The sequence below is a fragment of the Pseudoalteromonas sp. SR45-4 genome (assembly GCF_014163535.1).
In the GTDB taxonomy this organism is placed as follows: Bacteria; Pseudomonadota; Gammaproteobacteria; order Enterobacterales; family Alteromonadaceae; genus Pseudoalteromonas; species Pseudoalteromonas nigrifaciens.
Window position 1 is genome coordinate 1 of the sequence record NZ_JACJDO010000015.1, and the last position, 15,030, is coordinate 15,030.

The window sequence follows — 15,030 nt, forward strand, 5'->3', positions numbered from 1 at the left end:
GGTTTTCAGTGAAAACAAGGCGAATTTACGCGTCAATAGCTGGCCTATTGCAAGTAAATTCAACGCAGTTAGCGCTGAAAACAGCTGCTTGAGATAAGTTTATTATCCGGAGCTCAGGTTAGTTAGTGCACGTTTGCTATAATAATAGCGCAGCCTGTTTTAGGCTGCGCTTTGTTAAAGTTGATAATTATGAAAATGCTTTTTCTGCTAACTCTTCTTGCATTTGTTCGCGCATTTTAAACTTTTGCAGTTTACCGGTTACCGTCATAGGGTAATTTTCAACAAAACGAATATGGCGAGGCACTTTAAAGTAAGCCAATTTGTCTTTTAAAAATAACCGTATTTGCTCTTCATCTAAAACCGCATCTTCTTTTGGTTGGATCCAGGCGCATACTTCTTCACCGTATTTTTCGTCGCTAATACCAAATATAGCGGCATCTTGAACACCTGGGTAGGTATAAAGCACTTCTTCTATTTCGCGGGGATAAATATTTTCGCCGCCGCGAATTATCATGTCTTTAATGCGGCCAACAATACTAACAAAGCCCTCACTGTCCATTACCCCTAAGTCGCCAGAATGCAGCCAACCATCTTGATCTATAGTCGCTTTGGTTTTTTCTTCATCGTTCCAGTAGCAGCGCATAATACCTGCACCGCGACTACATACTTCACCCGATTGCCCTACGGGTTGAATATTACCTAGCTCGTCAATTATTTTAACTTCGGTATGCGCTAATGCACGGCCTACTGTGGTTACTTGGCGCTCAATTGATGAGTCGGTTTCAGTAATATTATTAATAGGGCTACACTCAGTTTGGCCATATGCAATAACTACTTCGTGCATATTCATTAAAGTTTGTACTTTGCGCATTACTTGCTCTGGGCAGGTAGAGCCGGCCATTACACCAGTGCGTAATGTACTTAAGTCGTAATCATTAAAGTTACTTAATTCAAGCTCACTAATAAACATGGTCGGTACACCATGCAGTGCTGTACAGCCCTCATTTTGTACTACTTCGAGAGTTGTTTTTGGATCAAATGCATCCCCAGGATAAACTGCTGTAGCCCCTTTGCTCATAGACACTAAACTGCCAAGTACCATACCAAAGCAATGATAAAGTGGCACAGGTATGCATATTTTATCTTTATTGGTAATGTGCATGGCTTCACCAACAAATAACGCATTATTTAAAATGTTTTTGTGGGTAAGCGTTGCCCCTTTGGGGTTGCCAGTGGTGCCAGACGTAAATTGAATATTGATATCTTGATTGCAATTAAGAGTTGCGGCGACTGAATCTAACTGCTGTTTATGCTCTTGAGTTGCAAGTGCGGTTACTTCAGCGAATGAAAACATGCCAGAGCTTGCTTCATCACCAATTCTAATTACGTTTTTAAGCGTGGGAAGAGCAGCGGCATTAAGCTGACCTTTTTCGCACTCTGCTAGCTCTGGCGCCAAACTTTGTAGCATTTGCAGATAGTTGCTGCCTTTAAATTCGGAAGCAGTAATTAAGGTGGTGCACTCAACGCTGTTTAAAGCGTACTGCAATTCGCTGGGGCGATAAGCTGGGTTTACACAGACCATAATTGCGCCAATTTTAGCGGTGGCGAACTGAGTTAAACACCATTGGATGTTATTTGGTGACCAAATACCTACTCTTTCTCCAGGCTTAATACCCAGTGCAAGTAAACCCATGGCTAATTGATTAACTTGATGCTGAAATTCTTTATAGCTCAAGCGAATGTTTTGATGGTGCACAACCACGGCTAATGCGTCGGGGGTATTGTCGACAATGCTGTCGAAGTAGTCACCTATGGTTTGTTTGGTTAATGGGGTGCTTTGTATTCCTTTAAAATAACTCTGCAATAGCGGCATAGGGTTTATTTTTTCTATTTCTTTAACCGCTTTTGTTGTTACATTCATGTCATTCTCCGTATCAGTAGATATGAATTGCTTGAATGATAAATAAACATATATTGTCGACAAAGGGAAGGGGGGTAGACTAATGTCTTAGGTTTGTTGCTGAAAATGAAATAAGCAAAAATAAAGCAAAAAAAACGCGCCTTACACTGTAAGTACGCGCTTTTAGCAACGACTAAATGAGGTTACATTTCGTCGCTGCGGTAAGTTTTTTTCATAATATAAACGTAAGCGTTTACAAAAGCATTTTCTTGATACTTTTTAAGACCGGTATCCTCAAAATCAATGGGGATAGGGTTGCGTTTAACTTGCTCTTTAATTTCGGTTGTTGTAAATAATTTTACATCAAGGTTTTCGATTAGCTGAATCGCGGTTTCCATTTTAAAACCATTAGCACTACCAGCAAATTTACCTTTTGGAGCACGTTGACGTATTGCAACAGAATCAATTTGGTAATCTTGCATTAGCTTGGCAAAATCAAACTGAAACTTACGCATTACTTCTGTGTCGTTACCGTTACCTAAGGTAAAGCGTGTTTGGCGCACGTCGCGAATATCAAATACGTCATTATCTTTACTTAAAATACAAAGTAGTACATCACTACCGGTAATATCTACACCACATGTTCTCATTACTATTCTCTAATATAACTTAATTACCCAGTATTATACGCAACATCCATTAAATTGCGAGAGTAAGCACTTAAGTCAGTTGTAAATTTAACGGCGATTAGATTTATTATATTGATGCAATAAAATCTGCGCCGAAACATTATTAATTTAGCCTTTATAACAAAATAGCAGGTGTTTTAGCCGCTTTAAACTTGTAATTAGTAGCGTTGCACGCGACAATATCTTTTTTGTAGTTGAGCAGACTCAGCATCTACATTAGCCAAATTTGGCGAAAAATAGTCAATGCTTATTCGTAAGAGCGTTGTCGAGTCATTCTCATTTAATTAATTTAAAAAATACACGTGATACATTGTAGGTGTCACCACTGTAGCAAGGATTTATAATGCCAGTTATTACTCTCCCTGACGGAAGTCAACGTAGTTTTGAAAACCCAGTAAGTACGCTAGATGTTGCCAACGATATTGGCCCAGGACTCGCTAAAGCGACCATTGCTGGCCGTGTTAATGGCGAGCGTGTTGATGCATGTGACCTAATAAGTGAAGATTCGCGCCTTGAAATCATCACCGCAAAAGACGACGACGGCTTAGAAATTATTCGTCACTCGTGTGCACACTTAATTGGGCATGCGGTTAAGCAGCTTTTCCCAGATGCAAAAATGGCAATTGGTCCTACTATTGATAACGGCTTTTATTACGATATTGATATGGAACAGTCGTTATCTCAAGATGATCTTGACGCGATTGAAAAGCGTATGTTGCAACTTGCTAAAACAAACTACGATGTAGTTAAAAAAACCGTAAGCTGGCAAGAAGCACGCGATGTATTTGCAGCGCGTGGTGAAACATACAAAATAGAAATTTTGGATGAAAATATCGCTAAAGATGACCGTCCAGGGTTATATCATCACGAAGAATATGTAGACATGTGTCGTGGCCCTCACGTACCTAACATGAAATTTTGCCAAAACTTCAAAATAATGAAAGTAGCGGGTGCATATTGGCGTGGTGATTCAGAAAACAAAATGCTACAACGCATTTACGGCACAGCGTGGGGCGATAAAAAGCAACTTAAAGCGTATTTAAAACGCCTTGAAGAAGCTGAAAAGCGTGATCACCGCCGTATTGGTAAAGCACTTGATTTATGGCATTGGCAAGAAGAAGCGCCAGGTATGGTATTTTGGCACAACGATGGTTGGAGCATTTACCGTGAGCTTGAAGAGTTTGTGCGTGAAAAACTACGTGAATACGATTACGAAGAAGTAAAAGGTCCAATGATGATGGATCGTTCGTTATGGGAAAAATCAGGTCACTGGGAAAAATATGCAGATGCTATGTTTACCACAGTATCTGAAAAGCGCGAATACGCGATTAAACCAATGAACTGCCCAGGTCACGTACAAATATTTAATCAAGGTTTAAAATCGTACCGCGATTTACCACTACGTATGGCTGAGTTTGGTTGTTGTCATCGTAACGAGCCATCGGGTGCACTACATGGCTTAATGCGTGTACGTGGCTTTACCCAAGATGATGCGCACATTTTCTGTACCGAAGAGCAGATAATGGACGAAGTTTCAGCGTGTATTAAGATGGTTTATGATACATATGAGACATTCGGTTTTGAAAAAATCGTGGTTAAGCTCTCAACACGTCCAGAGCAACGTATTGGTGAAGACCATATGTGGGATAAAGCAGAGCTGGCATTAGCCGAAGCACTTAAACTAAACGAGATTGAATTTGATTACCTACCAGGTGAAGGCGCATTTTACGGCCCTAAAATTGAATTTACTTTGTACGATTGTTTAGACAGAGCGTGGCAATGTGGTACAGTGCAACTAGACTTTGCATTACCGGGTCGTTTAGGCGCAACTTATGTTGCTGAAAATAACGAACGCCGCACCCCAGTTATGATACATCGTGCTATTTTAGGTTCTATTGAACGCTTTATTGGTATTTTAACTGAAGAATACGCTGGTTTATTCCCTACGTGGCTTGCGCCAAAGCAAGTGGTAATTATGAATATTACCGATAAACAAGCCGATTATGTTAAAGAAGTTGTACAAAAATTAAATAAACTTGGAATTAGAGCCACTGCTGACTTGAGAAATGAGAAGATTGGCTTTAAAATCCGAGAGCATACACTTAAGCGTATTCCTTACTTACTTGTTGTTGGCGATAAAGAAGTTGAACAACAAGAAGTAGCAGTACGTACCCGCACAGGTGAAGACCTTGGCAAATTTAATGTTGATGACTTTGTAGCTAAAATTAGCGAAGAGATAAAAAGTCGACAATAAAAAATCGAGCGTGTAAGGCATTTACAAACAGCCAATTACACGCTTACTATTATTGATATTCTTGGAGGAACGTACTATTAGAGGCGGCAAGAAAGGGCAACAAACAGCCCAAAAAAATCGTATTAACGAAGAAATTACAGCTCAAGAAGTTCGCTTAATTGACATTGACGGCGAGCAAGCTGGAATTCAGTCATTAAAAGACGCGCAAACTATGGCTGATGCAGCGGGTGTTGATCTTGTAGAGATTAGCCCGAACGCTGAGCCGCCTGTTTGTAGAATCATGGACTACGGTAAGTTCATCTTTGAAAAAAGCAAAGAACTAAAAGAGCAGAAGAAGAAGCAAAAGCAAATCCAGATAAAAGAAATCAAATTCCGTCCTGGTACGGATGAAGGTGATTATCAGGTTAAGCTGCGCAACTTACGTAAGTTCTTAGAAGCTGGCGATAAAGCTAAAATTACGATTCGCTTCCGTGGTCGTGAAATGGCTCACCAAGAAATTGGTATAGAATTATTAAACCGTATCAAAGGCGATTTGGAGGAGCTTGCAGTTGTTGAGTCTTTCCCTAATCGCGTTGAAGGTCGCCAAATGGTTATGATGATGGCGCCTGTTGCTAAAAAATAATTTTTAAGCGATAATACGCACCGAAAATAGCTCAGGTCTGCAAGTAATATGTAAATATTCACCTGAGTTAACCGGTTTAAAGTAAGATTGCAGCATTTATGCTGGGTTTTCACCGGAACATGGCAGTAAGTTAGGCCTGAAAGTGGAGCTATAGCAATATATCTCACGCCTGCTTACTAATTTAAATGCAATACAATTTGGAGTTATTGCAATGGCTTATAAGCTAAAAAGTCACAGAGGCGCAGCTAAGCGTTTCAAAAAGACTGCTTCTGGCGGTTTCAAGCGTAAACAAGCGCATCTTCGTCATATTCTGACTAAGAAAACTTCTAAGCGTAAGTTACACCTACGTCCTAAGATGATGGTTCATAAAAATGACCATGGTCTAGTTTCACGTATGTTACCGTTCGCTTAATAGGGGTTTTTAGAAATGGCAAGAGTTAAACGCGGCGTTGTCGCACGTGCACGTCACAAAAAAGTTTTAAAACAAGCAAAAGGTTATTACGGAGCACGTTCACGTGTTTACCGTGTAGCTTTCCAGGCTGTTACTAAAGCGGGTCAATACGCTTACCGTGACCGTCGTGCGAAGAAACGTACTTTCCGTCAATTATGGATTGCACGTATCAATGCTGCTTCACGTCAAAATGGTCTGTCTTACAGCCGTTTTATCAGTGGTCTTAAAAAGACATCTGTAGAAATCGATCGTAAGATCCTTGCAGATATCGCTGTTTATGACCAAGTTGCATTCGCAGCGCTTGTTGAAAAAGCAAAAGAAGGCCTAGCGGCCGCTTAAGCTTTTTTATATAAGTATTAAAAAGGAGCCTATGGCTCCTTTTTTTGTGTTCGGCGTATAGTAATTATTCCGCAGTTTGCTTTTATCATTAGTATAAACTGTATAGTATATTGAATTTTAGTAAATTTATTGTTCCCCTTAATAATTCGCTAAACACAAACAAAGTGCTAAATGTTATTGGCTGCTTTTTTTTGTTGAATCACCGCACTTTCATCATATAAAAATGTTTAATTGATATAATTTATTTAATTAAGGCGTTTGTTAGAGAATTTTATGTTTGCAAGTTTATTGGTTTTATCAGCTAGTGTGGCGTATGACAGCCATTTACCTCCTTTGTTGCCATGGCAAGGGCAAAGCATATCCCTAATGCAAAAAGCAGGTCCACTGACCACTGACTTTGAACTTTCCTCTGGTGAAGCATCACCAAGTTATGCCGAGACGATGGCTTTTGTAGACAGACTGGTTGCTGCGAACCCAACGCAATTTAAAGCTCAAACAATTGGTTACAGCAATAGCCAACGGGCTATAAAAATGTTGATTGCCAGCGAGCAAGGGTATTTTCAAGCCAGTCAAATAGCAAACGATACTAAACCAACCATTTTTGTTCAAGCCGGTATTCATGGCGGAGAAATTGACGGTAAAGATGCCATGTTTATGTTGCTCAGAGATATAGCAACAGGTAAGCGCCGCGATATATTAAAAAACGTTAATATTTTATTTATTCCTATTTTAAACGTAGATGGCCACGAGCGCAGTAGTGCATTTAACCGTATTAATCAGCGCGGTCCGGTAAAAATGGGCTTTAGAACCAATGGCAATAATCTAAATTTAAATCGTGATTTTACTAAACTCGATACACCAGAAATTAAAAGTGTTTTAAAAGTAATTAACGACTACAACCCTAATTTGTATATTGATGTACATGTAACCGACGGTGCAGATTATCAATACGATGTAACCTATGGCTACAATCCGGTGTTTGCTAGCGAGTCGCCGGCGGTATCAGATACACTCAATCAACTTTTTAAACCTTTAATAGATGAAAAGCTGGTATCGCAAGGACATATACCAGGACCACTGGTATTTGTTATGGACAAGCGCGAGTTTAAAAGTGGCCTAGCGGGTTGGGTGGCTACGCCAAGATACTCTAACGGCTGGGGAGACTTAAAGTCATTACCGACCATTCTCGTTGAAAACCATTCATTAAAACCCTATAAACAACGAGTTTTGGGGACGTATGTGTTTTTAGATGGCGCAATAAGTGCGCTTGCTGAGCATAGTAATGAACTATTAGCTGCGGTAAAAAAAGAGCAAGCATTTATTCCTAAACAACTTAGTGTTAAGCGCGGCTATGCTGAGCAAGCAAACGAAATAGAATTTAAAGGCATAAGTTACGCGCGAGAACAAAATGCACTTTCTGGACAAGTAGAAGTTAAATATTTAGGTAATAAGCAAGACTACACTAATCTTCCTATTTATTGGCAAAAAGAGGTGCTGCATACAGTTGAAGTACCTAAAGCATTCTTTATTCCGCCAGTGTATAGCGACCTTGTAGCAAAACTTAAATTGCATGGTGTGGAGCTTACTCAGCTTGAAGGGGTAAATACTCAACCATTAAAAGTAGCGAAAGTAAAAGATTACACTTTTGATAAAGCCCCCTTTGAAGGGCGATTTAGAGTCTCGGCAAACTTTGATTATGTTGCTGCAATTAATGTTGATTTAAATGGCTGGTATCAAGTGAACACGCAGCAAAAAGCAGGCGAGTTGGCGGTGCATTTATTACACCCCGAAGCGCCTGACTCATTTTTTGCGTGGGGCGAATTTAATACTATTTTTCAGCGTACTGAGTACATGGAAAACTATGCATTAATTCCTTATGCCCGCCAAATGCTCAAAAATAATCCTAAATTAGCGCTCGCGTTCGATAAAAAGATTAATGACGATAAGGTATTTGCCAAAGATGCCGATGCGCGCTTAAATTGGTTATATGAGCAGAGCCCATTTTACGATCAAGCTTATTTAAAATATCCAATATTAATGTCTTTTGAAGAAGACATTGTACTTGCTGAGCAAAAAGATAAAGAAATTTAAGATGCATATAATTACAATACCCGTTACTACTTTTGCACAAAACTGTCGCATTATTGCATGCTCGCAAAGCAAACAAGCTGTGGTAGTAGACCCAGGTGGCGATTACAACAAGATTGTGGCGGCATTAAAACAGCACGATTTAACGTTAACAGCAATTTGGTTAACGCATGGCCATTTAGATCATGTTGGTGCGGCTGATGCCTTGCGTAATACCTATAGCGTAAAAATAATTGGCCCACATAAAGATGAGCACTTTTGGTTTGAAAATTTACCAATGCAAGCACAAATGTTTGGTTTTGCAGCGGTTACTGCTTTTTATCCAGATGAGTGGCTAGCACACGACGATATAATATGCGTTGGGGAGTTGAACTTTATCGTAAGGCATTGCCCTGGGCATACTCCTGGTCATGTGGTGTTTTATCAGCCACAACAGCAGTGTGTTATTGTGGGTGATGTAATATTTAAAGGCTCAGTAGGGCGCACGGATTTCCCAAAAGGAGATGCTCAGCAGTTAATTACCTCAATTAAAACGCAAATAATGACGCTCCCCGATAATACCCGGATACTTGCAGGGCATGGCAGCGATACAAACGTAGGCTACGAAAAACAGAACAATCCTTTTATAAGTGGGCAGTTTGGTTAATGCTGAGTAAATAATTTTTTTGCCAAAAACAAGCAGACTGTTTTTTAAAACACATGTATAATTTAGCCAGTTTATCTGATAAATAAGAAATAAAATGTCTCTAAATCACGTAGATCGCCAAATTTTGGCACTTTTGCAGCAAGATGCTAGTTTATCAACCGCTGAAATAGCAGATAAAGTAGGTTTGTCGCAATCTCCTTGTTGGCGCCGTATTGCTAAGCTAGAGCAAGATGGTTACATAAAAAGTAAAGTTGCACTTTTAGATGAGAAAAAGCTGGGCTTTGATATGCTGGTTTATGCTCACGTGCGTTTATCGAACCATGGTAAAAAGAATCTTGCTGAATTTGAAAAACTAATATTGAGTTACGATCAAGTAACTGAATGTTACACTATGGCAGGCACCATGGACTTTATGCTGCGTATTATTTCACAAGGTATTGAGGGCTATGAGCACTTTGTACGTGATAACTTGCTTAGCTTAGAGTACGTTCAAGAAGTACATTCTAATGTGACCATGACTTGCGTTAAACGCAGTACCGCTCTACCTCTGTAACCAAATATCTATTAACGCTAAGTACTTATTGCTTAGCGTTAATGCCCTACTGACAATTGTTAACTGGGCGCTAATTTGATAGAATTCAGCGCTTTTTTTGTTACCCGTCCATAAAACACTTGAGGAACTCAATGTTTAACTTACTCAGCAAAGCGCCAAGCTCTGCTAAAAACGATATCCTATCTGGATTAACCGTGGCATTAGCCTTGGTCCCAGAAGCTGTTGCGTTTGCCTTTGTTGCAAATGTAGAACCTTTAGTTGGACTCTATGCCGCGTTTATCGTTGGTTTAATTACGGCTATTTTCGGTGGTCGCCCTGGCATGATTTCTGGCGCAACCGGTGCCTTAGCTGTTGTTATGGTAAGTTTAGTATTTGATCATGGGGTTGAATATTTATTTGCCACTGTGCTGCTAATGGGCATACTGCAAATACTGGCTGGAGTTTTTAAGCTCGGAAAGTTTATTCGTATGGTGCCGCATCCGGTTATGCTTGGCTTTGTGAACGGCTTAGCCATCGTTATATTCTTAGCTCAGTTGGGGCAGTTTAAAGTTCCCGATGGCATGGGCGGTCAGCAATGGATGACAGGGAATCCTCTGTATATTATGTTGGGGTTAGTGGCACTAACCATGGCTATTATTCATTTTTTACCTAAATTAACTACAGCAATCCCATCGTCGTTAGTTGCTATTGTAACAGTTACAGCCTTGGTTATTGGCTTTGATTTAGAAGCGCACACTGTACTTGATTTCCTAAAAGGGATGACCGGCGATGAAGCGGTAACGATTGCTGGCGGTTTACCTGAATTTCATATTCCTATGGTGCCATTTACCCTAGATACTTTTATTATTATTTTTCCTTATGCACTTATTTTAGCGGCAATTGGTTTAATTGAGTCTTTATTAACGCTGAGCCTAATTGACGAAATAACAGAAACGCGTGGGCATAGTAACAAAGAATGTATAGGCCAAGGCGCTGCAAATATTACCTGTGGCATGTTTGGTGCTATGGGCGGTTGTGCCATGATAGGTCAGTCAATGATCAATATTAACTCAGGTGGGCGTTCGCGTTTATCGGGCATTAGTGCTGCGCTAATATTACTTGCGTTTATTATTTTTGCCTCAGGTTTAATTGAAATGATCCCACTGGCTGCTTTGGTTGGTGTGATGTTTATGGTGGTGTTGGGTACTTTTGAATGGGCAAGCTTTAAAATGATGAAGCGTGTACCACTGTCTGATGCATTTGTAATTGTATTAGTGTCGGGTGTTACCGTTATTACCGACTTAGCCATTGCAGTGTGTGTGGGTGTGATTGTATCGGCATTGGTATTTGCTTGGCAGCATGCAAAGCATATATACACAACCAACTATATTGATGAACAAGGTGCTAAAGTATATGAATTACATGGACCGCTGTTTTTTGGTTCGGTTAAAAACTTTGTTGAATTATTTGATGTAAAGAACGACCCTAACGATATTATTATTGAATTTAAATATAGTCGTGTGGCCGATCACAGTGCCATTGAGGCAATTGACAGCTTAGCTGATAAATATAAAAAAGCAGGCAAAAAATTACACCTACGACACTTAAGTAAAGACTGTACGCAACTGCTGCATAAAGCACGCGATTTAGTTCAAGTTAATGTAATTGAAGATCCAACCTATAAAGTGGTATCTGATAAGCTTGCTTAATTTAAATTAAGCAATAATTTAGTAAATAAATACGTTAAAAGCGAAAGGTTTATTCCTTTCGCTTTTTTATGCGTAACAATAGATGCGATCAATACCTGTTTGCGGCAAGGCTCTTAAAAAGCAAGATGGTTGGTAGTGCTAAGCGTTTACATAACTCGATATAATAGTGACAAATACACAGGGTAATAATTTATTTTGAATTGGCAATCTTTGATTGATAACAGACAGCGTTTTTTTTGGCTCTTGCAAGTAGCAGGCTGGATTGGTTACGCCTTGGTAAATTATATCGGCTCTAAAGTATTTGAAATGCGCGATATTTACGTATTTGTTATTTTATTAAATGCCTACGCAGGCTGTTTAATGACAGTGCCGCTGCGCTATATTTACCGAAAAATTTGGCATGCTTCACCTTGGGTATTAATGCTGGTTGTATTTAGCGCGTCGTATATTACGGGCACTTTATGGGCTGTGGTACAAAAATTTAATTTATGGGAAATATACCGCCATGGCTATCGGCCAGAAGAATGGTTTTACTACCTGCAGCAAGGCTTAGATTCGGTATACATAATTTTATGTTGGAGTGGTTTATACTTTGGCGTTAAGTATTACCAGCTATTACAAAGTGAGCGTCAAAAAGCACTAAAAGCCACTACCATGGCGCACGAAGCTCAATTAAAAATGCTTAGGTATCAGTTAAATCCGCACTTTTTATTTAATACCCTCAATGCTATTTCTACATTAATTTTGGTAAAAGAGAACAAAGATGCTAATTTAATGGTGTCAAAATTAAGCGACTTTTTACGTTATACACTTAATACAGATCCAATTAAAAAAGTGCCGCTAGAGCAAGAGTTACATGCCTTAATGCTTTATTTAGAAATAGAGCGAGTGCGGTTTGATGAACGCTTAAAAGTAAATATAGAAATTAGTGAGCAAGCAAAGCAGGCATTAGTGCCGAGCTTGATTTTACAACCTATTATAGAAAATGCGATTAAGTATGCAATTGCACACTTAGTAGAGGGCGGTGTAATAGATATTAAGGCGCAAGTGTTTGCTAATGAATTATTACTTGAAGTAGGTGATAATGGACCAGGAACAGAACTAATTAATGGTCAGTTGGTAAATGCTCAAGGTGTAGGCGTTGCAAATACCAAGGATAGATTAAAAACGCTCTACGAAAATAATTATTCGTTTGTATTATCGCATAATACGCCAAGTGGATTAAAAGTTAATCTGCGAGTACCGTTTGAGAAGGCAGTAAAGTAATGATAAAAATAAAAACACTTATAGTTGATGATGAGCCGTTAGCACGTAGAGGCTTAGCTGTAAGGCTTGAAGAGTTTGCTGACATTGAAGTGATCAAACAATGTAGTTCCGGTGCCGATGCGATTGAAACATGTAAAAATCAAAAAATAGATCTCATTTTTTTAGATATTCAAATGCCTGGTATGAACGGTTTTGAAGTTGCACGCGCGTTAAGCGAAAGTACACGAGTATTACCAGCTATTGTTTTTGTTACTGCTTTTGATCAGTTTGCAGTTAAAGCATTTGAAATACATGCTTTAGATTACATTTTAAAACCCGTTGATGACAACAGACTTAAGCAGGCGGTAGAAAAAGTGCATACTTATTTAAAAACGCAGCAAGACAACGCCCATAAGAAAAAACTAGCAAGCTTTGTCGCTGGGATCACTGGTAATAATTGCGAAGAAATACTTAAAAAATTAGCCACAGGCGACACATTAACGGATAGACGTTACCCAGAGTCGCTTGCCGTAAAAGAGCAGGGCGAAATAATTCGTGTACCAGTTGTTACTATTCAATGGGTTGATGCTGCGGGTGATTATATGTGCCTACATTGCCAAGATGGGCAAACGCATATATTACGTAAAACCATGAAAGAGCTTGAACAAGAGCTTGATCCGCAGTTGTTTGTACGCGTGCATCGCAGTGCAATTGTAAATACTAAACAAATCAGTAAATTGGTCACTCAAGTAAGTGGTGAATATTTATTAGTACTTGAAAACGGTCAAGAGCTTAAAGTAAGCCGTAGCTACCGCGATAAAGTAAAAGCAGCATTAGCGAGTTAATATTTCAGTTAGTGATTGCAGAGTAGATACAAAAAAAGCGAGCTTAGCTCGCTTTTTGTATTTAAGTTACTGTATTAAATATTAGCTTACAGTAACAATTTTCATGGTGTTAGTTGCGCCCACAGTTTCCATAGAGTCGCCGTGAGTAATAATAACTGTATCACCAGACTCTAAAGCACCTTGTTCAACAAGTGTTGCAAGTGCCGCTTTAACCATGCCGTCTTTTTCAGTTTTAGTAGAATCAAAAAATACTGGATAAACACCACGGTATAGCGCAGTTTGTCCTAGTGTACTGGCATGGCGAGATAACGAGTAAATAGGTAAACCTGAGCTAATACGCGACATTAACTTAGCCGTACTACCTGATTCAGTTAAGGTAACAATTGCTTTTACTGAATCTAAGTGGTTTGCTGCATACATAGCCGAAAGGGCGATAGATTCTGCATTACTTGAAAAACGACTGTCTAAACGATGTTTAGAAACATGCGTTTCTTTTTGCGACTCAGCACCTAAACAAACTCGCGCCATAGTTGCAACGGTTTCTTCAGGATAATCCCCCGCGGCTGTTTCAGCCGAAAGCATTACGGCATCAGTACCATCAAGCACTGCGTTGGCAACATCCATTACTTCAGCACGTGTTGGCATTGGATTGTCGATCATCGACTCCATCATTTGCGTCGCAGTAATAACGGTACGGTTTAATGAGCGCGCACGGCGAATAATGAGTTTTTGCTTGCCCATTAGCGCGGCATCACCAATTTCAACACCTAAATCACCGCGGGCAACCATCACCGCATCAGACGCAAGAATAATATCATCAACGGCTTCTTGTGTTTCAACGGCTTCTGCACGTTCAATTTTTGCCAATAACTGCGCTTTTGAACCTGCGGCTTCAGCCAGTGAGCGTACGTAGCGCATATCATCGCCACTGCGTGGGAATGAAACGGCTATATAGTCAACGTCAATTTCTGCAGCTGTAAGTAGGTCTTCTTTGTCTTTTTCTGTAAATGCCGGCGCAGTTAAGCCGCCGCCTAAACGGTTAATCCCTTTATTGTTAGATAAAACACCGCCAACAGTTACAGTACAATGTACTAAGTGGCCAACAACTTCGTTAACGCGTAGCTGAATAAGGCCATCGTTTAACAGCAGTAAATCATTAGCGCTTACATCGTTAGGTAGTTCTTTGTAATCTATACCAACAGCGTTAATATCGCCTTCGCCTAACTCCATTTTTGCATCAAGGGTAAATTTGGCACCAACAGCTAGGGTTACTTTACCTTCTTTAAAGGTAGAAACACGAATTTTAGGGCCTTGTAAGTCAGCAAGAATAGCAATATGTTTACCTAAGCGTTTAGCAATTTCGCGTACCGCTTGGGCGCGGTCTTTATGATCTTGTGCCACACCGTGCGAGAAGTTTAAACGTACGACATTTGCACCTGCGCAAATAATTTTTTCTAAGTTGTTATCTCTATCAGTAGCAGGCCCTAGTGTCGCGACTATTTTTGTGCGTCTTAGCATTTAATTCTCCTGTATGCTTAATTTTAAGCAGATTGACGGTTATTTTGTTTTATAAAGCAGTTACCATTAGCAGGTAAAGTTTTAGTTATGGGCAATTTTTATTGTATTGCCACTATTATATACAAAATGAATGTGCGATCATTATGACACCGGTGTCAGGGGGCGTCAATGATCTATAAATTTTTAATCTAG

General features: G+C 39.6%; 13 protein-coding genes. 10 read left to right on the forward strand and 3 right to left on the reverse strand.

What is annotated here, in order from left to right; genetic code table 11:
• Window positions 1-187: 187 nt before the first annotated feature.
• Window positions 188-1,921, reverse strand: a complete 1,734-nt coding sequence (locus tag H5058_RS08345) for an AMP-binding protein (RefSeq protein WP_182677639.1) — start codon at window positions 1,919-1,921, stop codon at window positions 188-190.
• A 182-nt stretch (window positions 1,922-2,103) separates the two neighbouring features.
• Window positions 2,104-2,550 (reverse strand): DUF3010 family protein, encoded by a 447-nt coding sequence (locus tag H5058_RS08350; protein WP_011328076.1) that lies wholly within the window; start codon window positions 2,548-2,550, stop codon window positions 2,104-2,106.
• Window positions 2,551-2,932: 382 nt separating this feature from the next.
• Here H5058_RS08350 and thrS point away from each other — a divergent pair, with 382 nt between their 5' ends.
• From thrS to H5058_RS08400, 10 genes are all read left to right on the forward strand, one after another.
• Complete coding sequence (gene thrS, locus H5058_RS08355; RefSeq protein WP_089368226.1) at window positions 2,933-4,843, forward strand: threonine--tRNA ligase; 1,911 nt, start codon at window positions 2,933-2,935, stop codon at window positions 4,841-4,843.
• A 61-nt stretch (window positions 4,844-4,904) separates the two neighbouring features.
• Window positions 4,905-5,465 (forward strand): translation initiation factor IF-3, encoded by a 561-nt coding sequence (gene infC, locus H5058_RS08360; protein ID WP_080516827.1) that lies wholly within the window; start codon window positions 4,905-4,907, stop codon window positions 5,463-5,465.
• A gap of 211 nt (window positions 5,466-5,676) precedes the next feature.
• Window positions 5,677-5,877, forward strand: a complete 201-nt coding sequence (gene rpmI / locus H5058_RS08365; RefSeq protein ID WP_004587840.1) for a 50S ribosomal protein L35 — start codon at window positions 5,677-5,679, stop codon at window positions 5,875-5,877.
• Between the two features lie 15 nt (window positions 5,878-5,892).
• Window positions 5,893-6,255, forward strand: a complete 363-nt coding sequence (gene rplT, locus H5058_RS08370; RefSeq protein ID WP_011328079.1) for a 50S ribosomal protein L20 — start codon at window positions 5,893-5,895, stop codon at window positions 6,253-6,255.
• Window positions 6,256-6,528: 273 nt separating this feature from the next.
• Entirely contained in the window at window positions 6,529-8,346 is a 1,818-nt protein-coding gene (locus H5058_RS08375; protein WP_086996030.1) for a M14 family metallopeptidase, read from the forward strand.
• Between the two features lies 1 nt (window position 8,347).
• Window positions 8,348-8,989, forward strand: coding sequence for an MBL fold metallo-hydrolase (locus tag H5058_RS08380; RefSeq protein ID WP_182677642.1), 642 nt, complete (start codon window positions 8,348-8,350; stop codon window positions 8,987-8,989).
• Between the two features lie 94 nt (window positions 8,990-9,083).
• Window positions 9,084-9,542 carry an Lrp/AsnC family transcriptional regulator gene (locus H5058_RS08385; protein ID WP_011328082.1) on the forward strand — a complete coding sequence of 153 codons (459 nt, stop codon included), beginning with the start codon at window positions 9,084-9,086 and terminating at the stop codon, window positions 9,540-9,542.
• A 131-nt stretch (window positions 9,543-9,673) separates the two neighbouring features.
• Window positions 9,674-11,230, forward strand: coding sequence for a SulP family inorganic anion transporter (locus H5058_RS08390; RefSeq protein WP_011328083.1), 1,557 nt, complete (start codon window positions 9,674-9,676; stop codon window positions 11,228-11,230).
• A gap of 195 nt (window positions 11,231-11,425) precedes the next feature.
• Window positions 11,426-12,496 carry a sensor histidine kinase gene (locus H5058_RS08395; protein ID WP_011328084.1) on the forward strand — a complete coding sequence of 357 codons (1,071 nt, stop codon included), beginning with the start codon at window positions 11,426-11,428 and terminating at the stop codon, window positions 12,494-12,496.
• Window positions 12,496-13,320 (forward strand): LytTR family DNA-binding domain-containing protein, encoded by an 825-nt coding sequence (locus H5058_RS08400; protein ID WP_182677644.1) that lies wholly within the window; start codon window positions 12,496-12,498, stop codon window positions 13,318-13,320. The genes H5058_RS08395 and H5058_RS08400 overlap by 1 nt, the downstream gene beginning before the upstream one ends.
• Window positions 13,321-13,401: 81 nt before the next feature.
• Here the strand turns inward: H5058_RS08400 and pyk are convergent, their stop codons facing one another.
• Window positions 13,402-14,838 carry a pyruvate kinase gene (gene pyk, locus H5058_RS08405; protein WP_011328086.1) on the reverse strand — a complete coding sequence of 479 codons (1,437 nt, stop codon included), beginning with the start codon at window positions 14,836-14,838 and terminating at the stop codon, window positions 13,402-13,404.
• Between the last annotated feature and the right edge of the window lie 192 nt (window positions 14,839-15,030).